Here is a 19,489-nt window from a genome sequence, read left to right as displayed (position 1 = left end):
AGGCGCCGCCATGCCCCATTTCCTGTCGTTTTCCGCCGTGCTTCTCGCGTGCGCAATACTGCTGCCGACCACCGCGCAGGCTCAGCCGCGCCTGGTGCACAGCGAGCCGTCGCGGTTCGGCGAGCTGATGGTGTTTGAAGACAATGGCGAGCGTTGCATGAACTTCAACACCATGGAAGACTTCGGCCGCCAAACCTGCATGAGCCTGGCGGATCCGGACGCACTGGTGTTCGACTACACGCGCATGATGATCAGCGCGCTGTATGTCAAACCCGATCCCAGGCGCATCCTGATCGTGGGCCTCGGCGGCGCGAGCCTGCAGAAGACCCTGGAACGCCTGCTGCCCGAAGCGATCATCGACACGGTCGAGATCGATCCGGCGGTAGGCCGGATGGCCCAGGAATACTTCGGATACCGCCTGGGCCCCCGTCAGCGGCTCTATATCGAGGATGGGCGTGCGTTCGTCGAGCAGGCGCACCGCGAAGGTCGCGAGTACGACATGATCATGCTCGACGCGTTCGACGTCGACTACATTCCCGAACACTTGATGACGCTCGAGTTCCTGCAACACGTCAGGGGCATCCTGACGCCCGGCGGCGTGGTGGTGGCCAATACGTTCACCCGCAGCCAGATGTACGCGCGGGAATCGGCGACTTACGGCGCCGTGTTCGGCCCGTTCTACAATCTGCGACACGCCAACCGCGTCATCGTGGCCGCGCGCGGCCCATTGCCCAGCCTGGCCGACATCGAGGCGAACGCCAAGTCGCTGCAGCGCAGGCTCAAGGGCGCCAGCGTCTACGAACCCGGCGCAATCGACCGCTATACCCCCGCCGCAGACGGCCCCCCAGGCGTCGAGCTGCTTCGCGATCCGCCAACGCCCCCCGCCACCGCCCCTGCAGGCGCGTCGTGACCGCCGGCAGGCGCGGGCACGAGTGCTGCCCGGCGCTGCGCCGCGGCTCGACGACGCCGACGTCTGTCGGAGACATTGCGCTGCATAGCCCCCGGCTCCATAAAAAAGGCATCGCGCCTGTTGCCAGAGCGCGATGCCCGATTGGCGGTCAGCCTATTTCAGCACTTCAGAAGTCCATTGCTTCGGCTGGCGCGGCGGGCGCCTTGCTGTCTTCCGGCAGCTGCGCCACGGTGGCGTCGGTGGTCAGGATCAGGCCGGCGATCGACGCGGCATTCTGCAACGCGGTGCGCGTGACCTTCGCCGGATCGACCACGCCGATTTCGACCAGGTCGCCGTACTCGCCCGTCGCCGCGTTGTAGCCATAGTTGCCCTGGGTCTCGAGCACCTTGGCCACCACGACCGAAGGCTCTTCGCCCGCATTGGCCACGATGGCGCGCAGCGGCGCCTCGAGCGCACGCAGCACGATGCGGATGCCGGCGTCCTGGTCGGCGTTCGCCCCCTTCATGTCCTGGATGGCCGAACGCGCCCGCAGCAGCGCCACGCCGCCGCCCGGCACGATGCCTTCCTCGACGGCCGCGCGCGTGGCATGCAGCGCATCGTCGACCCGGTCTTTCTTTTCCTTCATCTCGACTTCGGTGGCCGCACCGACCTTGATCACGGCCACGCCGCCGGCCAGCTTGGCCACGCGCTCCTGCAGCTTTTCACGGTCGTAGTCACTGGTGGTCTCGTCGATCTGCTTGCGAATCGACTTCACGCGTGCCTGGATCGCTTCCTGGCGGCCGGCGCCATCGATGATGATGGTGTCTTCCTTGCGCACCTCGACCCGCTTGGCGCTGCCCAGGTCTTCAAGCGTGGCCTTTTCCAGCTGCTTGCCGGTTTCTTCGGAGATGACCGTGGCGCCCGTGAGCACCGCGATGTCTTCCAGCATTGCCTTGCGGCGGTCGCCGAAGCCGGGCGCCTTGACGGCGGCCACCTTCAGCACGCCGCGCATGGCGTTCACGACCAGCGTGGCGAGCGCCTCGCCTTCCACGTCTTCGGCCACGATGAGCAAAGGCTTGCCGGCCTTGGCGGTGGCTTCCAGAACGGGGAGCAGTTCGCGCACATTCGAGATCTTTTTGTCGTAGAGCAAGATCAGCGGATCGTCGAGCTGCCCCACCTGCTTTTCAGGGTCGGTCATGAAATAGGGGCTCAGATAGCCGCGGTCGAATTGCATCCCTTCCACGACATCCAGCTCGTTGTCCAGCGACTTGCCGTCTTCAACAGTGATCACCCCTTCGCGGCCCACTTTGTCCATCGCGTCGGCAATGATTTTGCCGATCGCAGGATCGGAGTTGGCCGACAACGTCGCCACCTGCGCGGTTTCCTTGCTCGTGGAGATGGGCTTGGCCATCTTGCGCAGCGCGTCGACCACGCCATTGACGGCCTGGTCGATGCCGCGCTTGAGGTCCATGGGGTTCATGCCCGAGGCCACGTACTTCATGCCCTCTTGCACAATGGACTGCGCCAGTACCGTAGCGGTGGTGGTGCCGTCGCCCGCCACATCGGCCGTCTTGGACGCCACCTGCTTGACGATCTGCGCGCCCATGTTCTCGAACTTGTCTTTCAGTTCGATCTCTTTGGCGACCGACACGCCATCCTTGGTTATGACCGGGGCGCCGAAACTGCGTTCGATCAGCACATTGCGGCCTTTGGGGCCCAGGGTGACCTTGACGGCGTCAGCCAGGATGTTGACGCCTTTCACGACGCGGCTGCGCGCGTGATCATGGAATTTCACGTCTTTGGCACTCATTTCTTGGCTCCTGAAAACGTCATGAATGGTGGGGTCAGGCGGCTTGCTTGAGCTGATCGCCGGCAGGCGTCAGAACCGCAAACACGTCCTCTTCGCGCATTACCAGCAGCTCTTCGCCGTCAACCTTGACGGTCTGGCCCGAGTACTTGCCAAAGAGCACGTGGTCGCCCACCTTCAGTTCAAGAGCGCGCACCGAACCATCGTTGTTCAGCTTGCCCTTGCCGACCGCCAATACTTCGCCCTGTTCGGGCTTCTCGGCCGCGGAATCAGGAATCACAATGCCGGAGGCCGTCTTGCGTTGCTGTTCGATTCGCTTGACGATAATCCGGTCGTAAAGGGGACGGATCTTCATGACTCGATCTCCTTAGTCTTGATCATCAGAAAAATGAATCCAGCGCATAGCGGTATTCGCGTCGCTCGCGCCGTACAGCCCCGAATGGGTGCGGCGTGAATCTAGGGCCGACCCGGCGGGTTTTCAAGCCGGAAATCAGCGTCCGAACGAAACTTATAGCATCAAAATGTTTCTGCCACGTCCCAGCCGATAGCTGACCAGACGGCGCAATCCACGCCCTTCCGGCTGTGACCTGATAGGGCAAGGACTGGATCGGCCGCCGTCGGCATCAAGGGTGCAGTCGTCCCCGTCGAGCTGGCTCCAGAGCCCGCCTTTGCGCGGACGGAACAACCAGCGCAGGTAGCCGCGCCGCGCCGCCAGTTCCAGCAAGTCCCGCTGGTCCGGGGCGTCCACCACGATGGCGCAGCGACCATCGGGCAAGTCGGAATAGTCGCCAAAAGCGCGCCTGCATGCCACGGCCTCGGATACCGGAGCGTTGAGCCGCCACCAGGCCGGTCGAGCTACCCGTTCCACGTCCCAGGCGCCCAGTTTCCACCCGGCTTCCAGCACGGCCTGGTCGATGTCGGCGGGATGGCGCCAACGCGCGTTGACCTGTACGGCGGATGCCGCCACAGAACGTCGGGCTCGCGACGCGGCCTGCGGTGCGCGATGGAACCCGTGCCAGTGCAGCATGACGATCAACGGAGTGTCCGCCGTGGGAATGGCGCTCGCTGTTACCGCGTACAGCGGCAGTTGCTGTGCGGCGGCATGGGTGGCGATGGTCTCGAAGATATTCATGGCTTTCTCCATCGAGTCGGTCGCCGGCCGCGGCCGGGCCGAGGCTTGCTGACACGTACGTAATTTATCGCCGTGGCCTCGTGCATTCAAGAATCGCGCACCTCGCCCCATGGAACTGCCGGAGCAGGATTGCCGCCGGCCTGACCTGGCTCGCTTTGCAACTGCGCGCGTCGCAATTAGTCACGCGGTTACCAAGCTGGCACGACGCGGCCGTGCGTCGGCTGCGTCGGAACTGCTATAAATTGCACGTGACGCCGTCAGGCCGGCACCCACGGAAGAGCGCCGGGATCGGGCGGACGGCACGGCCGGCGCAAGACACTGTCAAGTAGATATTGCTGCATGATCACAAGGAATAAGAACCCATGAGCAAGGTGGTAAAGGGCGACCCCACATCGGCCTATGAAGACCCCCCGCGCATCTCGACCGGCAATTCCGGTCTGGACGATATTCTCGGGGGTGGACTCGACTCCAACCGGATGTATTTGTGTGAAGGCCATCCCGGTACAGGCAAAACAACGCTCGGCATGCAGTTTCTGCTCGAAGGCGTCAGGAATGGCGAGAACGTGCTGTACATCGCGCTGTCGGAAAGCCCGCGAGAATTGCATCTGGTGGCCCGACGACATGGCTGGAGCCTCGACGGCATCGAGATCTTCGAGATGGTGTCCGCAGACATTCTGGACCCGGAACGCGAACTGACCGTGCTGCACCCGGCCGAAATGGAGCTGAGCGAGACGACCCGGCTCATCCTGGACAAGGTCGAAGCCACCAACCCATCGCGAGTGGTGGTCGACAGCCTTTCAGAACTGCGGCTGCTCGCCCAGGGCTCGTTGCGCTATCGGCGCCAGATATTGGCGTTGAAGCATTTCTTCGCGAGCCGCCAGTGCACCGTCATATTGCTCGATGACCAGGGCGGCCGCGACGAAGACCTGCAACTGCATTCCATTTCGCACGGCGTGATTGCACTCGAGCAGTTGGCCATCGATTACGGTGCCCAGCGACGCCGCTTGCGCGTGGTGAAAATGCGAGGCGTAGAGTATCGCGGCGGGTTCCACGACTTCACCATCAGGAAGGGTGGCCTGATCGTCTTCCCGCGCCTGGTGGCGTCCGAACACCATACCTCGTTCGAACCCCAGACCACTTCCAGCGGCAACAAAGAGCTCGATCATCTGCTCGGGGGCGGGCTTGAACGCGGCACCAATGCCCTGCTGATCGGCGCCGCCGGCGTCGGCAAATCATCGCTGGCCATGACATATGTACTTGCCGCAACGCAGCGCGGCGAGCACGCAGCCGTTTTTGCCTTCGATGAGGGGCGAGGCACCCTGGAGACCCGGGCGCGCCAACTGGGCATGCCGCTCGATCCCGCTGTGGATGCCGGCCTGCTGCATGTGCGGCAGATCGACCCCGCCGAAATGTCGCCAGGGGAATTCGCCGCCATCGTACGGCAAAGCGTCGAAGAGCATGGCGCGCGCGTGATCGTGATCGACAGCCTCAACGGGTACATGAACGCCATGCCGGACGGGCGCTTCCTGATCCTGCAGATGCACGAGCTGCTGTCTTATCTGGGCCAGCAGGGCGTGACCACGGTCATGGTGCTCGCCCAGCATGGCCTGGTGGGGCCGATGGAAACACCGCTGGACATCAGCTACCTGAGCGACGCGGTCATCATGCTGCGGTACTTCGAACACCAGGGTCAGGTGCGGCGCGCGCTGTCGGTCGTGAAAAAGCGCAGTGGCGCGCACGAGCGCACGATCCGCGAGTTCACGCTGTCGCCGCAGGGGCTCAGGCTCGGCCCGCCATTGACCGCATTCAATGGCATCTTCTCGGGCACCCCCCAGTACACCGGCGCGGACGGCCGCCTGCTTTCCAGTGGCGACAATGCAGTGGCCTGAGGGGCCCGAAGGCCGGGTGCTCGTCTACGCGCCAATCGGCCGTGATGGCAACGCCTGCGCGCAGCTATTGCAGCGTGACGGGCTGGATGCACAGGTCTGCACCGATATCAACGTACTCCTGCAACGGGCCGACACCGGTGTGTTGGCCATCTGCGTGACGGAAGAGGCGTTGTTCGGGAAGAACCTGGGAGAGGTGCGCGCGTGGCTGGCCACCGAGCCAGCCTGGTCCGATCCGCCCTTCGTCGTCCTCACCAGCCGCATGCAGCAGGCAGCCGTGGCCGCCTGGCGCGAGAAGATGGTCGATGCGCTGGGCAACGTGTCGCTGCTCGAACGGCCCATGGAGGCGCTGGCGCTCACCACCATGGTGCGCACGGCGGCGCGTTCAAGGCTGCGGCAATACCAGATTCGCGCCCTGCTCCAATCGCAGGAGGAAGCGGCCGCGGCCCTGGAGAGCACCATTGTTTTCCGGACCCAGCAGCTTGAAGACGCCAATGCCGAGCTGCAGCGGCAGATTGCCGAGCGTGAACGCGTCGAGGACTCGCTGCGCCAGGCCCAGAAGCTCGAAGCGCTGGGGCAGCTTACCGGCGGGGTGGCCCACGACTTCAACAATCTGTTGATGGTGATGTCGGGCGGATTGCAGATCCTGGAACGCCCGAGCGATGCGGGCCGCCGCGACCGCACCATCCAGGCCATGCAGCGCGCGGTCGATCGTGGGGCGGGGCTGACGCGCCAGTTGCTCACGTTTGCGCGTCGCCAGGCCTTGCAGCCCCGCGCCATCGATCTCAGCCAGCAGATCCGAGGCATGCTGGAAATGCTCGATCGCAGTCTGCGGGGCGATATTGCGGTGCAACTGCAGCTGGCCGACGGGCTGTGGATCGTGGAAGTCGACCCGGGCGAACTCGAGCTGGTGATCATCAACCTGGCGGTCAACGCGCGCGATGCCATGCCCAATGGCGGCACGATAGAGATACGCACCGAGAACGTCCCAGGGTCTGCGTCCGGCGAACTGCAGGCCGACCATGTTTCGCTTTGCATTACGGATACCGGCACCGGCATGCCGCCGGAAGTGCAGGCCCGCATTTTCGAACCTTTTTTCACGACCAAGGAAGTGGGCAAGGGGTCCGGGCTCGGGCTTGCGCAGGCATACGGGTTCGCCAAACAATCCGGCGGCACGGTGCAGATCCGCAGCGCGGTGGGCCGCGGCACCACGGTCTGCCTGCTGCTGCCCCGTTCCGCCAACGCCGTGGAGTGCACCAAGCCGGTTCCACGCGAGCGCGCGATGCCTGTTCCCCGGCCGCAGTTCCATGTGCTGCTGGTCGAAGACGATGACGAGGTCGCGGCGCTGACGGCCGACATGCTCGTGCAGCTGGGCTACCGGGTCACGTCCGCGGACAGCGCGTCCGAAGCACTGGACACACTCCAGCGCGGCGCCGAGGTAGACGCCGTGCTCTCCGACATCATGATGCCGGGCGGCATGAGCGGCGTGCAGCTGGCCCATGCCGTAAAGGAACGCAGGCCCGGACTGCCGGTCGTGCTGACCACCGGCTACCCGGGGGCCGAGGCCCGCCGCGCCGAAGACGCCGGCATTCCGCTGATGCCCAAGCCGTACCGGCTCGAAGAGCTGGCGGCCGTGCTCGGCGGACTGCTGACCGGCAAAACGCGTCCCGCTGCGTGACTGCGGCCCGCGCACCAACATTCCATCGCTGCGGCGCCACTTGCGAGGCCTCAAGGTCCCGCACGGACAGGCCCCGGGCGCGGCGCAAAATTCCCCACGCCCGGCTGCTCGATTTGGTAGATTGAAAGCGATGGCGCACAGACGCCCCGCCCCTGCGCCGAATTCAACTTCCTGAAAGGATCCATCCATGCGTAGCCTTTGCCTTGCCCTCGCCGCGGCGGGCCTGCTTGCCAGTGCCGCCGCCAACGCGCAAACCACCTTGCGTATCGGCCTGCAAGATGATCCCGACGTACTTGATCCCGCCCGGGCCCGCACCTTTGTCGGGCGCATCGTGTTCGCGTCGCTGTGCGACAAGCTGGTGGATATTTCTCCCGACCTGCAGTTCGTGCCCCAGCTGGCCGAGAGCTGGAAGACCAGCGACGACGGCCTGGCACTGACCCTCACTTTGCGCGATGGCGCTGTGTATCACGATGGCTCCCCGGTCGACGCAGCATCGGTCAAGGCCAATCTCGATCGCGCGATGAACCTGCCCGACAGCAATCGCAAAAGCGAGCTCGCCTCGGTGGCCGGTGTCGAGGTCAGCGATGCGCGCACTGTAGTGCTGCGCTTGAAAGAACCCGACGCATCGTTGCTGTCGCAATTGTCGGATCGCGCAGGCATGATGCTCTCGCCCGCCACCTTCGACAAAGACCCTGGCCGCACTCCGGTTTGCTCGGGCCCGTACAAGTTCAAGGAAAGAGTCCAGAACGACCGCATCGTGCTCGAGAAATTCAAGCAGCACTGGGACCAGGCCAGCTACCACTTCGACCAGGTCGTGTTCACGCCCATGCCCGACACCACTGTGCGCCTGAACAACCTGCGTTCGGGCGGGCTCGACATCATCGAGCGCGTCGCGCCCAGCGATGTCAAGACGGTCAAGGAAGACGCCAACCTGCGCCTGGCGCCGGTGACCGGGCTGGGGTACCAGGCCATTTCCGTGAACATTGCCAACGGCGCGCGCGCCGACAATCCGCTCGCCAAAGACAAGCGGGTGCGCCAGGCGCTTGACCTTGCAATCGACCGCGACGTCATCAACCAAGTCGTGGGCGAAGGCATGTTCCAGCCTGCCTACCAGCCCTTCCCGCCGGCCAGTTTCGCGTACGACAAAGGCGCGGAGCGCACGGGCCGCGATCCTGCGAAAGCGCAGGAACTGCTGAAGCAGGCGGGCCACGACCGCGTGAAATTTGAACTGACCTTCGGCAACAACACCACCATGCAGCAAGTCTTCGAACTGGTGCAGGCCATGGGCGCCGAGGCCGGCTTCGACATCTCGCTGCGCCCCATGGAATTCGCCGCCCTGCAATCCGCCCTGCCCCGCGGCGACTTCGAGGTGGGCCAGACCGGCTGGTCGGGCCGGGTGGACCCCAGCGGCAACATCTACCAATACATCACCTGCCAGGGCAGCCTGAATGACGGCAAATACTGCAATGCCGAAATGGACAGGCTCATGAACGAGGCGCGCAGCGTTGCGGACGAAACCCGGCGTCGCGACCTCTACACGCAGGCCATGAAGATCATGCAGGAAGACGACCCTCGCATCTACCTGTTCTACCTGCCCTGGATCTTCGGCACCCAGGCCCGGGTCGAAGGCTTCGTGCCCTACCCCGACGGCCTGATCCGCCTGAAGAACGTGACGGTTGCCAAGCAATGAGCATCGATTCCGGCTACCGCATGTTCACCACCCGGCCCGAGATCCTCGGCACTTTCGGCGTCGTGACTTCCACGCATTGGCTCGCCAGCAGCGCCGGCATGTCGCTGCTCGAACGCGGCGGCAACGCTTTCGATGCGGCCGTGGCCGCGGGCTTCGTGCTGCAGGTCGTCGAGCCGCATCTGGTGGGGCCCGCCGGTGAAGTTCCCGTGGTGTTCCACTCGGTGCGCACCGGCCGCACTGAAGTATTGTGCGGCCAGGGCCCCACGCCAGCCGGCGCCACGCTGCAGCATTACCAGTCGCTGGGCCTGCACCTCATTCCGGGCAACGGCCTGCTGCCAGCCGTGATTCCGGGTGCATTCGATGCCTGGATGCTGCTGCTGCGCGACCATGGCTCCCTTCGCGTGCGCGACGTGCTCGAACCTGCCATCTATTACGCCGACCATGGCCATGCGATCATGCCCCGCATTGCCAATACCATCGCAGGCCTGAAAGACTTCTTCACCGCGCACTGGCCCACCACGGCGCAGGTGTACCTGCCAGGCGGGGCCCCCCCTCAGGCCCGCAAGCTGTTCCGTAACCCCGGGCTTGCCGAAACCTGGCGCCGCGTGCTGCGCGAGGCCGAATCGGCGGGTGCGGACCGAGTACACCAGATCGAAGCCGCACGGAAGGCGTTCTATCGGGGTTTCGTGGCCGAAGCCATCGACCGCTATGTGCGCCATAACGACGTCATGGATGAAAGCGGCCAGGACCACCGCGGCGTGCTGACGGCGCAGGACATGGCCGGCTGGTCCGCCCGCTACGATACGCCCGCCACCTACGACTACCACGGCTACACCGTCGCCAAAGCCGGCGCCTGGAGTCAGGGGCCGGTCTTTCTGCAGACCCTGGCACTGCTGAAGGGCCTGGATATGCAGTCGGCCGGCCCCAACGGCGCCGAGTTCGTGCACCATGTCACCGAAGCGATGAAGCTCGCCTTTGCCGATCGCGAGGTCTATTACGGCGACCCCGACTTCGTCCACGTTCCGCTCGACGCACTGCTGTCAGACGCTTATAACGATGCGCGTCGCAAGCTGATCGGCGCGCAGGCCTCGCACGAATTGCGGCCCGGCCGCGTCGCGGGCTACGAAGCGCAGGCCGAACGGGTCATGAGCCTGCTGCAGCGGCTGTCCAGGGTGACGCCCCAGGCCGCTCCTTCGAGCGAGCCCACGCTGGCCGACATGCGTGGTTCGGCCAGGCGCGGCGACACGACACACGTCGACGTGATCGATCGCTGGGGCAACATGGTTTCCGCCACCCCTTCGGGTGGCTGGCTGCAGTCGTCGCCCGTCATTCCCGAACTTGGCTTCCCGCTGAACACACGCGCCCAGATGTTCTGGCTCGAACCCGACCTGCCCTGCTCGCTCGAACCGGGCAAACGCCCGCGTACGACACTGACGCCATCGCTGGCGCTGCGCGACGGTCAACCTTATATGGTGTTCGGCACGCCCGGTGGCGACCAGCAAGAGCAGTGGCAGCTGTTGCTGTTCCTGCGCCACGTGCACCACGGGCTGAATCTGCAGGAAGCCATCGACCAGCCCATGTCGCACACCCAGCACTTTCCGTCTTCCTTTTATCCGCGCGACCGCAAGCCGGGGCATCTGGCCGTGGAAACCTCATTCGGGCCCGATGTCATCGCCGACCTGCGTGCGCGCGGCCATGTCATCGAAGAAGAGCCCGAATGGTCCACCGGCCGCCTGACCGCCGCGTCCCGCGACCCCGACGGCCTGCTGCATGCCGCCGCCACGCCCCGGCTGATGCAGGCCTATGCAGTAGGCCGATAAGGGCAACCCCGGCAGCGGCGCGTCCAATCTGCCGGGGTTCGGCGGGCGGCCGGGCGACCCGCGCCGCGCCGGCACCGGACGGGCAAGCCGCCGGCCCTGTACGAGGCCGCATTGCGGGCCGGCCTCATGCCGCCGGGGTGGATGTGCGGGCCACGCCCAGGTGATACGTTTTTCGCCCCGCCAGGTGGGCGCGTATCGATTCCTCGGCCGCCTCCATCGCGCCGCAGCAAGGCCGCCACGAACAATTCATGGTCATTCATTGCCTTGGTCCATTCGTCCTGGTCGAAATTTGAACGGTAGCGCAACGCCTGCACCTGCAGATTAAGCCTGTCGTAGGTACGGGTCAGTGCCGGGTTATGGGCGGCGCGATTGATCGCAATGTGGGTACCCATGCTGTTCGCGTAATACGCGCGTATGTCCCGCTGCTCGTAGTAAGCGCGCGTGCGCTGGTGCAACTGAGCGATGTGCGCCAATTCTTCATCGCTGGCGCGCTCTGCCGCGCTGCGCGCGGCCAGGCCCTCCAGTACCCCCAGTACATCGAAGATGTTTTCCACGTCGTAGGGCGAAAGCTCCACGACCATCGCTCCGCGCTTGGGCTGCAGGCTGAGCAGGCCATCTGACGACAGCATGCGGAACGCCTCGCGCAATGGTGTGCGCGATATGTTCAGTTTCACGCAAAGGTCACGCTCATTGAGCCAGGTGCCCGGCTTCAGGGTGCCATCGATGATCAGCTGCCGCAGCCGCTCGGCCGCGACGGCTGGCAGCGTGGGATGTTCAATGCTCAATCCGTCGGGCAGCAGCTCGGCGGGGGATACATCAGTAGCCATGGGGTTGCTCAATTGGTCTGATTCGACTATGTTTAGTTCTGGTATACCAAATACCGGCGGTATACCAAGCCTGCCTCCATCATAGAGCACCCACGGCCCGGGCAGGCGCTTTCAACGAGGAGACAATCTATGTATACCCCAGTTCGCGCCTGGGCTTGCGCCCTGGCCACCGCGGCCTTCGCAAGCGCCGCCACCCCCGCCTTGGCGCAAGACGCCAATTGGCCGCAGCGCCCCATCCGTCTGGTAGTGGGCTTTGTGCCGGGCGGTGGCACGGATGTTTCGGCCCGCATTGTGTCGGCGAGGCTGTCCGAAGTCCTGGGGCAGCAGGTCGTGGTCGAGAACAAGCCCGGCGCATCGGGCCTCATCGCGGCCGACTACGTTGCCAAAGCGGATCCCGACGGCTATACGCTGCTGCTGGCCAACATGCAGACCACCGTCGCCGCGCCCCAGCTGTTGCAAAGCAACATTGATTCCATCAAGTACTTCACCCCGGTGCGATACATCGGGTCGGTGCCCAATGTACTGGTCGTCAACCCCACCAAGCGGGACTATGCGACCGTGCAGGATCTGGTCAACGACGCGCGCGCCCGGCCGAAACAACTGGTCTACGCCTCGTCAGGCCTGGGTGGCCCGCAGCATCTGAGCGCGGCCCGCTTTTCCCAGATCGTCGGGGTCGAGATGGAGCACGTGCCCTACAAGGGCAGCGGCCAGGCCATGACCGACCTGCTGGGCGGCGTGGTGGACATGAATTTCGACACCCTGCCCGCTGCCATCGGGCAGATCCAGTCCCAGAAACTTCGTCCGCTGGCCGTGACCAGCACCCGGCGCAGCAAGCGCCTTCCCGACGTGCCCACGCTGGAAGAGGCGGGCATCAAGGGCATGGACATCCTGCAGTGGTATGCCGTGCTGGCTCCCGCCAACCTGCCCCAGCCCATCCTGGACAAGCTCGACCAGGCCCTGTCCCAGACCCTGAAAGATCCGCAGGTGGCCAACAAGCTGGCTGACCAGGGGATGGACGTCGGCGATGGCCCCGACACGCCCGCGGCCTTCGCCAGCTACCTGCAGGATGAATGGGACAAATACACCAAGATCATGCAGAGCCTGGGCCTGAGCAAGCAATAACCCGCCGCACGCAAGAAATGGGGGCGTCGGCCCCCGCCATATCCACGTAGGAATAGCCCATGAACACCCTTCCCACTCACAATGCGGCCGGCGAATCGCTGGTGCTCGTACAGCGAGACGACGACATCGTCACCGTCGTTCTCAATCGTCCGGAGAAACTGAACGCTTTCACCATCGACGGATGGCGCCTGCTGGGAGACACCTTCCTGGAGCTGGCCGCGGACGACACCGTGCGCTGCATCATTCTGCGCGGGGCGGGCGAGAAGGCGTTTTCGCCGGGCAACGACATCGGCGAATTCGAGACCTCGCGCAGCAACAAGGAGCAGGCCGTGGCCTATGGGGCCATCATGCGCCGCACGATCGAGGCGCTGGAAAAATGCCCGCATCCCATCGTTGCGCAAATACACGGCATCTGCGTCGGCGGCGGCCTGGAAATCGCCAGCCTGGCCGACCTGCGCATCTGCGGATCGAGCTCGCGATTCGGCGTGCCCATCAAGAACCTGGGACTGGTGATGTCGTATTCCGAGCTCACGCCCGTGGTCCGCCTGGTGGGTCCGAACGTCGCGCTGCAGGTTTTGCTCGAAGGCAACATCTTCGATTCGGCCGAAGCGCTGCGGCTGGGTCTCGTCACCAGGGTGGTGCCCGACGATCAGGTTGCCGCCGAAACGCAGGCCACGGCCCGCGGGATCGCCGACGGCGCGCCGCTGGTGGCACGCTGGCACAAGAAATTCGTGCGGAACCTGGTCGCCGGCAAGGCCCTCACCGAGGCCGATCGCGACGAGGCATTCGACTGCTTCGACACGGAAGACTTCCGCGCTGGCTACCGCGCCTTCCTGGCCAAAGAAAAGCCGCAGTTCAACGGGCGCTGAGCCTTGCCACGGAGCGACACGCTATGCAGAACCCCACTACACCTACCCCTACCCCGGCCGGCGGCAACGGCAAGGGAGCATTGGCCGGCATGCGCGTCATCGAGCTGTCGCAGATCATGGCCGGCCCCACCTGCGGCATGATGCTGGCCGACCTTGGAGCCGACGTCATCAAGGTCGAGAAGATCAATGGCGGCGATGATTCGCGCCAGTACCGCGACCCCCTGATCAACGGCGTGTCGGCGCCCTACCTGATGCTCAATCGCAATAAGCGCGCGATTGCGCTGGACCTGAAGCATCCGGAAGGCCGGCAGGTGCTGCTGCGCATGGTGCGCGACGCCGACGTGATTACCGAGAATTTCCGCAAGGGCACGATGGACAAACTCGGCCTGGGCTATGAAACGCTGCGCAAAGAGAACCCGGGCCTGATCTATTGTGCCGTGTCCGGGTATGGTCTGACGGGGCCATTTTCCGACAAGGGCGGCTTCGACCTGGTTGCACAGGGCTTCTCCGGGCTGATGGCCATCACCGGCGAGCCCGGCGGCCCCCCGCTGCGCACGGGCAACTCCGTCGCCGACATCAATGCGGGCCTGCTGGCAGCGTTCGGGGTGCTTGCGGCGTATCAGCACAAGCAGCGCACCGGCGAGGGCCAGCTGGTAGAGACCTCATTGCTGGAAGCCAGCCTGCAACAGCTGTACTGGCACGCGGCGATCTACTTCGGCAGCGGCGTCTCGCCCGGCCCCACCGGTTCGGCGCACGTGCTCAGCGCCCCCTACCAGGCATTCCCCACCGCCACCGACTGGATCATCATCGGTGGCGCCAACGAAAAGAACTGGCAACGGATTGCGGCCGCGCTGGGCAGACCCGAATGGGCAGACGACCCGCGCTTCGCGCGCAATCGCGACCGCATGAACAACCGCGACGAACTGGTCGAGGCCATGTCCGCCATTCTGAAGACGCGAAGCGCCGAAGAGTGGCTCGACATCTTCGACGAGGCCGGCGTGCCCGCGGGGCCCGTGCACTCGATTGCCCAGGCGCTGTCGCATCCGCAGACCCTGGCGCGCGGCATGGTGGTCGAGCAGGAGCATCCCGTTGCCGGCACGGTGCGTACCGTAGGCATGCCGGTCAAGCTTTCAGCCACCCCGGCGCAGTACCATCGCGCCGCGCCGCAACTGGGCGAAGACACGGTGTCCATACTCGGCGAGTTTGGCTACAGCGAACAGGAAATCGAGGCGCTCATCGACAAGGGCGTGGTGTCGGCGATCGACCGCCGGGAGCAGGCGCCGGCCCGCTGAAAACGCGGCGGCCACACCGCATCGGCAGGCTGCGCCGCGCCCCATGCGCCAGCGCACTGCCGACCTCGTCGCGGCGGGCGGCGGGCTGGGCCGGGGGTGGCATCGCGCCGCGAGCCCTGCAGAAACAAGCAGGCCCGGCGACTGCCGGGCCTGCCTGTCAATGCCGGACTTCCGGTCGCGGCCGGCTTCAGGCCTTGATGTCGGCCAGGGCCCACAAGAAGCGGTCCATATGCTTCTTGAGATTCACATCCACACGCAGGTAGCGCGAACCCAGTCCCGGAATATCGGAGCCATCTTTCACGATGACGCCGCGTTGCAGCAGTTCGTTGAACACGCGCGTCGAATCCAGCGCCGGATTCAGGATCTCGGTCAGGAAGAAGTTGGCCTCCGAACCCGGAACGGCGCGGAATCCGTCGATCGCGTCCACGCCCGCAGTCACGTAGGGACGCATTTCCTGGATGGTCGCCACGGCGCGATTCACGTGCTCGTCATCATTGAGCCCGGCAATGCCGCCGGCAATTTGAAGCTGGCCCATGTTCCAGGTGGGCTTGATCAGGCGCAGCGGACGAATCAGGTCCGGGTTCGCCGAGATGCCGAACCCGACGCGCAGACCCGCCAGTCCAAATGCCTTCGAGAAAGTGCGCAGCACGATCAGGTTGTCGTATTCGCGCAGCAGGTCCATGCCGAACTTGGCGCTGCTGTAGTGCACGTAGGCTTCGTCCAGGGCCAGCAGGGTGCTCTTGTCGGCAGCATCGCAGATGGCTCGGATCTCGGACTCGCTCATCAAGCGGCCGCTGGGATTGTGCGGGTTCGTCATGAAGGCGATCTTCGGCTGCACGCGCTTCATGATGTCGATGTACTGGTCTACCTGCGGATCGAAATCCTTGCCGGTGGGCGCAAATACGGGGCGGCGGCCTTCACAGTTCGAATAAATGCGGTAGAGCGGGAAGCAAGGCTGGTGCATCAGCACGGGTTCGTCCGGCTTGGCGAACGCACGGATGACCATCGAGATGACCTCGGTTTCACCCGAACCACACACCACGCCCTCGGGATCGAAACCGTATTTTTCTCCGATGGCGATACGCAGGTGTTTCGCGGTCCAGTCGGGATACAGAGCCAGCCTGGCCTGCGCCTGCTCTACGGCCTTCATCGCGAGGGGCGAGGCGCCATAAGGATTTTCCGCGGACGCCAGCTTGGCAATATCGCCAGGGGCCACGCCATACTTTTCGGTGACGTATTCCGACGGCAAGCCTGGGACATAAACCTCGCCGTCCACCAATGCCTGGTTGCTTGCTGCCACTTTCGCACTCGACACCACCATCTCACACTCCTTAAGAAAGACCACGACAATTCGATCCAGTACTATTCTAATTGGTGTACAAACCTATATAGAACTAGTACAATTAGGGAAAGCCAAGATTTTCTTCTGAATGTGGCTTGGCTAGAACAGGGATATACCCTTACACCCGCGCGAAAGGCCCTGCAGCAAGGCGCGCAGATGGCGTGTAAAACACTAGTCTGATGATAAAATGTACTGCTATAACTGAACAAAAGTCCGGGCCGACCCAACGGATTCGCGAACCTCACGAGACAGGTCTATGACACAAGGCAAATGGACGCCATCGATTCCCGCAGGCAGTACGCCCAAGTATCTGGCGGTCGTTGCCGCGATAGAGCGGGCCATCGAATCGGGCGAACTGCAACCCAACCAGCGGCTGCCCACCAATCGTGAGCTTCGCGAGCTGTTCGACGTCACCATCGCCACCGTCACCAAGGCCATGGCCGTCGCGGCCCGCAAAGGCTTGATCGTCGCCCAGGTCGGAAGCGGCACCTTCGTCAGGGACACCGCCGCGTCCACGCCGAAAATCGAATCGCTCGACCTTTCGTTGAACATCCTGCCCGGCGGAGTGGTCGACCACGCTTTGCAGGGCCTGGCGCAGGCGCAAGCCGGCGCCAACCTGGCGCGGCATATGTTCGGCTATGGCTCGTATGCGGCGGCGCCCGCCCACGCCCGGCGGGCCATCGACTGGATGGCCACGTTCGGCGCGCAGGCCGAGCCCGAGAACGTCCTCATGACCGTCGGCGTACACCAGGGGCTGATGGCCGCGTTCCACGCGCTGCTGGCTCCCGGGGATTCTGCCATCTGCGAGGAGCTGACCTACACCGGCATCAAGCGCATTGCGAGTTATCGCAATGTCAGCCTGCACGGCGCCCGTTGCGATGAACACGGCATGGTGCCCGAAAGTCTCGAGAAACTGCTGAAAGCGGGCGCCGCCAAAGTCGTGATCGTGACGTCGGCGCTGCACAACCCCACCACCGCCACCCTGCCCCTCGAGCGGCGCGAGGCAATCGCGCGTCTCTGCACGAAGTACGACGCCTATCTCGTCGAAGACGGCATCAATCTGCCGCTGGTCGGCGAGTCGGTGCCCACCGTATCGTCGTTTGCGCCCGAGCGCTCGCTGTTTCTCACCGGCTTCTCGAAGTGCGTGGCATCCGGTTTCCGGCTGGGCTACGCCGTGACGCCGCCCAGCATCCAGGGCGCGTTCTACGAGGCGCTGGTCAGCACTCAGTGGATCGGACCGTCCTTATATGCCGACCTCGCTGAAACTATGCTGGGCGATGGCCTGGTCGAACGCTGCACCCAGTCGCATCGCGACGAGGCGCGCGCGCGCTACACACTTGCCAGCCAGATACTGAAAGGCGTCCGCCCGACGCGCACCCCCGGCTATCACGCCTGGGTAGACGCGCCAGCGGGCCAGCAAAGCGAAAACTTCGTCATGCAGGCCTTGCGCCAGGGCGTCAAAGTGTCTCCGGCCACGCACTTCGCCGTTTCTAGCGGTGCGGCCATCTCGCCCACGTCGTACCGGATCAGCCTGGGCGCCTGCGCCGATCGCGCCGAACTCGAGCGCGCCCTGCATATCCTGGCGGGCATCGACACCCAGCACCAGTCCACGGTGTCGACACTGATCTGAGCCAGGCTCGTATTGCCTCAACAACCTTTTCCATAAAGGAACCTTACCCGTGGACTCGATCTCCACCTCCGCACAGGTGGGCAGCCCGACGCTTGCCCAGAACTTCGCCGAGTTCGCCAGCCGCCTCGAGGCGACCGCCCCCGACGCCTTCCTGCAAGGCATGCGACCTTACGTCCTCGATACCCTGGCGGTGATGATCTCAGGATCGACCAGCGAATCCAGCTCGGTAATGCTGCGCAGCCTGGTGCGCAGCGGCTCCGCGCGCGAGGCCACGGTGGCCGGCGCAGGCAAGGTCGCGTCCACCCACGATGCTGCCCTGCTGAACGGCGCGTTCTCGCATGCGCTCGAACTCGATGACGACCACCGGGTCGCCGTGCTCCATCCCGGCGCGGTGGTCGTGCCCGCTGCCCTGGCAGCCTGCGAGGGGCGTGCGGTGTCGGGGCGACGCTTTCTTGCGGCGGTGCTGGGCGGCTATGAAGTCATGTGCCGCCTGGGCCTGGCCTTCCGAGGCAGCCCCTTCCAGAACGGCTTGCACCCCACTGCCCTGTTCGGCGTTTTCGGCGCGGCCACGGCTGCGGGCATTGCGCAGGGGCTTGACGCTGCGGCCATTACCCGAAGCCTGGGAATCGCGGGAACGCAAGCCAGCGGCCTGACGGAATGGCGCGCCGACGGCTCATGGATAAAGCGGCTGCACCCAGGCCGCGCCGCCCAGTCCGGCGTACTTGCAGCCACGCTTGCCGCCGAGGGGTTCACGGGCCCGGCCACCATTTTCGAGGGCCCGGGCGGTTTCTTCCGCGCTTTCTCGCACGGCATGCCCATCGAAGCCGATGTGCTGGTACACGAACTGGGTGTCAAGTTCCACGCTCTCGATACCGCGATCAAACCGTATCCCTGCTGCCGCTTCATGCACGGTGCCATCGATCTGGCCATCGAGGCCTACCGCGGCGGCCTGCGCGCGGGCGACATCCAGCGGGTCGACATCCGGATCTACGAGACCGGTGTGCTCAGTTACCACCAGGTTCCGCTCAATAATGTCGACGCGCAGTTCAACGTGCCTTACGGAGTTGCGTGCGCGCTGATGCGCGGCGAGCTGGGGCTGGACGACTACACGCCGGAGCAAGTGCAAAACGCCGACACACTGGCCATGTGCGCGCGCATCAATGCGGCACCCAGCGAGGAATATTCCGCCGCCTACCCCGACGTCTACAACGTGGAAATGATCGTCACCACCACCGGCGGCGATCGTCACCGGTTCCACAGCACGTGCCCGTCGGGCGACCCCGAGGCCGCGGCGTATCGCGCGGATCCCGGACTGCTGGCGCGCGAGGCCGAAGACAAGGCCCGCCGGCTGCTTCGGCAGTGCGGCTTCGACGCGCAGGCAGAGCGGCTGGCTGGCCAGGTGGATAACCTACTGGACAACCCAGCGCTGGACGAATTGCTTGCACTGATTGCGCTACCCCCGCGTTGAACTTGTCTTAGCCCAAAGCCCGCCCTGTGCGGGTTTT

The 19,489-nt window shown here is 64.7% G+C and carries 15 protein-coding genes; 10 read left to right on the top strand and 5 right to left on the bottom strand.

Annotated elements, in window-relative coordinates:
* Nucleotides 1–10: 10 nt before the first annotated feature.
* Nucleotides 11–910 (top strand): spermidine synthase, encoded by a 900-nt coding sequence (locus ACV17W_RS21140; protein ID WP_462594338.1) that lies wholly within the window; start codon nt 11–13, stop codon nt 908–910.
* A 166-nt stretch (nt 911–1,076) separates the two neighbouring features.
* On the opposite strand, the gene groL is transcribed toward ACV17W_RS21140, so the two are convergent.
* The 3 genes from groL to ACV17W_RS21125 form a co-directional block, all read right to left on the bottom strand.
* Nucleotides 1,077–2,699, bottom strand: a complete 1,623-nt coding sequence (groL, locus tag ACV17W_RS21135) for a chaperonin GroEL (RefSeq protein WP_462594337.1) — start codon at nt 2,697–2,699, stop codon at nt 1,077–1,079.
* 34 nt (nt 2,700–2,733) lie between these two features.
* Nucleotides 2,734–3,051 (bottom strand): co-chaperone GroES, encoded by a 318-nt coding sequence (locus ACV17W_RS21130; protein WP_462594336.1) that lies wholly within the window; start codon nt 3,049–3,051, stop codon nt 2,734–2,736.
* Between the two features lie 153 nt (nt 3,052–3,204).
* On the bottom strand, nt 3,205–3,828 hold the full coding sequence (locus tag ACV17W_RS21125; RefSeq protein WP_462594334.1) for a diguanylate cyclase: 624 nt from the start codon (nt 3,826–3,828) through the stop codon (nt 3,205–3,207).
* A 362-nt stretch (nt 3,829–4,190) separates the two neighbouring features.
* Here ACV17W_RS21125 and ACV17W_RS21120 point away from each other — a divergent pair, with 362 nt between their 5' ends.
* The 4 genes from ACV17W_RS21120 to ACV17W_RS21105 all read left to right on the top strand — a co-directional run bounded on the left by ACV17W_RS21120 (nt 4,191) and on the right by ACV17W_RS21105 (nt 10,902).
* Nucleotides 4,191–5,717, top strand: a complete 1,527-nt coding sequence (locus ACV17W_RS21120; RefSeq protein WP_462594333.1) for an ATPase domain-containing protein — start codon at nt 4,191–4,193, stop codon at nt 5,715–5,717.
* The gene (locus ACV17W_RS21115; protein WP_462594331.1) at nt 5,704–7,392 is read left to right on the top strand and encodes an ATP-binding protein; all 1,689 of its coding nucleotides are present in this window, start codon (nt 5,704–5,706) and stop codon (nt 7,390–7,392) included. The genes ACV17W_RS21120 and ACV17W_RS21115 overlap by 14 nt, the downstream gene beginning before the upstream one ends.
* A gap of 187 nt (nt 7,393–7,579) precedes the next feature.
* Complete coding sequence (locus ACV17W_RS21110; protein ID WP_462594329.1) at nt 7,580–9,082, top strand: ABC transporter substrate-binding protein; 1,503 nt, start codon at nt 7,580–7,582, stop codon at nt 9,080–9,082.
* A gap of 20 nt (nt 9,083–9,102) precedes the next feature.
* Nucleotides 9,103–10,902: a gamma-glutamyltransferase family protein gene (locus ACV17W_RS21105; RefSeq protein WP_462596604.1), complete on the top strand. Its 1,800-nt coding sequence runs from the start codon at nt 9,103–9,105 to the stop codon at nt 10,900–10,902.
* On the opposite strand, the gene ACV17W_RS21100 is transcribed toward ACV17W_RS21105, so the two are convergent.
* Nucleotides 10,884–11,729, bottom strand: a complete 846-nt coding sequence (locus tag ACV17W_RS21100) for a GntR family transcriptional regulator (RefSeq protein ID WP_462594328.1) — start codon at nt 11,727–11,729, stop codon at nt 10,884–10,886. The two genes, ACV17W_RS21105 and ACV17W_RS21100, sit on opposite strands and share 19 nt — an antisense overlap.
* A 129-nt stretch (nt 11,730–11,858) precedes the next feature.
* Between ACV17W_RS21100 and ACV17W_RS21095 the strand changes: the two genes are divergently transcribed.
* Genes ACV17W_RS21095 through ACV17W_RS21085 form a run of 3 tightly spaced genes read left to right on the top strand, consistent with a single transcriptional unit; the run spans nt 11,859 to nt 15,012 of the window.
* Entirely contained in the window at nt 11,859–12,851 is a 993-nt protein-coding gene (locus tag ACV17W_RS21095; RefSeq protein WP_462594327.1) for a Bug family tripartite tricarboxylate transporter substrate binding protein, read from the top strand.
* A gap of 59 nt (nt 12,852–12,910) precedes the next feature.
* On the top strand, nt 12,911–13,720 hold the full coding sequence (locus tag ACV17W_RS21090) for an enoyl-CoA hydratase/isomerase family protein (RefSeq protein WP_462594326.1): 810 nt from the start codon (nt 12,911–12,913) through the stop codon (nt 13,718–13,720).
* A 23-nt stretch (nt 13,721–13,743) separates the two neighbouring features.
* Complete coding sequence (locus ACV17W_RS21085) at nt 13,744–15,012, top strand: CaiB/BaiF CoA transferase family protein (protein ID WP_462594324.1); 1,269 nt, start codon at nt 13,744–13,746, stop codon at nt 15,010–15,012.
* A 187-nt stretch (nt 15,013–15,199) separates the two neighbouring features.
* Here the strand turns inward: ACV17W_RS21085 and ACV17W_RS21080 are convergent, their stop codons facing one another.
* Nucleotides 15,200–16,333, bottom strand: a complete 1,134-nt coding sequence (locus tag ACV17W_RS21080; RefSeq protein WP_462594323.1) for a pyridoxal phosphate-dependent aminotransferase — start codon at nt 16,331–16,333, stop codon at nt 15,200–15,202.
* A 277-nt stretch (nt 16,334–16,610) separates the two neighbouring features.
* On the opposite strand from ACV17W_RS21080, the gene ACV17W_RS21075 reads away from it, so the two are divergent.
* Nucleotides 16,611–17,984 carry an aminotransferase-like domain-containing protein gene (locus tag ACV17W_RS21075; protein WP_462594322.1) on the top strand — a complete coding sequence of 458 codons (1,374 nt, stop codon included), beginning with the start codon at nt 16,611–16,613 and terminating at the stop codon, nt 17,982–17,984.
* Between the two features lie 49 nt (nt 17,985–18,033).
* The gene (locus tag ACV17W_RS21070; protein ID WP_462594321.1) at nt 18,034–19,452 is read left to right on the top strand and encodes an MmgE/PrpD family protein; all 1,419 of its coding nucleotides are present in this window, start codon (nt 18,034–18,036) and stop codon (nt 19,450–19,452) included.
* Nucleotides 19,453–19,489: the final 37 nt, after the last annotated feature.

This window comes from Bordetella sp. MIP270_01_BMS (assembly GCF_054958705.1).
The sequence above is the reverse complement of the archived record's forward strand: the minus strand, read 5'-3'. Positions and strand labels throughout refer to the sequence as shown.

Excerpts from the sequence above, each read along its gene's own strand:
- ACV17W_RS21140 (WP_462594338.1), top strand. The coding sequence starts at position 11 with ATGCCCCATTTCCTGTCGTTTTCCGCCGTGCTTCTCGCGTGCGCAATA.
- groL (WP_462594337.1), bottom strand. The coding sequence starts at position 2,699 with ATGAGTGCCAAAGACGTGAAATTCCATGATCACGCGCGCAGCCGCGTC.
- ACV17W_RS21130 (WP_462594336.1), bottom strand. The coding sequence starts at position 3,051 with ATGAAGATCCGTCCCCTTTACGACCGGATTATCGTCAAGCGAATCGAA.
- ACV17W_RS21125 (WP_462594334.1), bottom strand. The coding sequence starts at position 3,828 with ATGAATATCTTCGAGACCATCGCCACCCATGCCGCCGCACAGCAACTG.
- ACV17W_RS21120 (WP_462594333.1), top strand. The coding sequence starts at position 4,191 with ATGAGCAAGGTGGTAAAGGGCGACCCCACATCGGCCTATGAAGACCCC.
- ACV17W_RS21115 (WP_462594331.1), top strand. The coding sequence starts at position 5,704 with ATGCAGTGGCCTGAGGGGCCCGAAGGCCGGGTGCTCGTCTACGCGCCA.
- ACV17W_RS21110 (WP_462594329.1), top strand. The coding sequence starts at position 7,580 with ATGCGTAGCCTTTGCCTTGCCCTCGCCGCGGCGGGCCTGCTTGCCAGT.
- ACV17W_RS21105 (WP_462596604.1), top strand. The coding sequence starts at position 9,103 with ATGTTCACCACCCGGCCCGAGATCCTCGGCACTTTCGGCGTCGTGACT.
- ACV17W_RS21100 (WP_462594328.1), bottom strand. The coding sequence starts at position 11,729 with ATGGCTACTGATGTATCCCCCGCCGAGCTGCTGCCCGACGGATTGAGC.
- ACV17W_RS21095 (WP_462594327.1), top strand. The coding sequence starts at position 11,859 with ATGTATACCCCAGTTCGCGCCTGGGCTTGCGCCCTGGCCACCGCGGCC.
- ACV17W_RS21090 (WP_462594326.1), top strand. The coding sequence starts at position 12,911 with ATGAACACCCTTCCCACTCACAATGCGGCCGGCGAATCGCTGGTGCTC.
- ACV17W_RS21085 (WP_462594324.1), top strand. The coding sequence starts at position 13,744 with ATGCAGAACCCCACTACACCTACCCCTACCCCGGCCGGCGGCAACGGC.
- ACV17W_RS21080 (WP_462594323.1), bottom strand. The coding sequence starts at position 16,333 with ATGGTGGTGTCGAGTGCGAAAGTGGCAGCAAGCAACCAGGCATTGGTG.
- ACV17W_RS21075 (WP_462594322.1), top strand. The coding sequence starts at position 16,611 with ATGACACAAGGCAAATGGACGCCATCGATTCCCGCAGGCAGTACGCCC.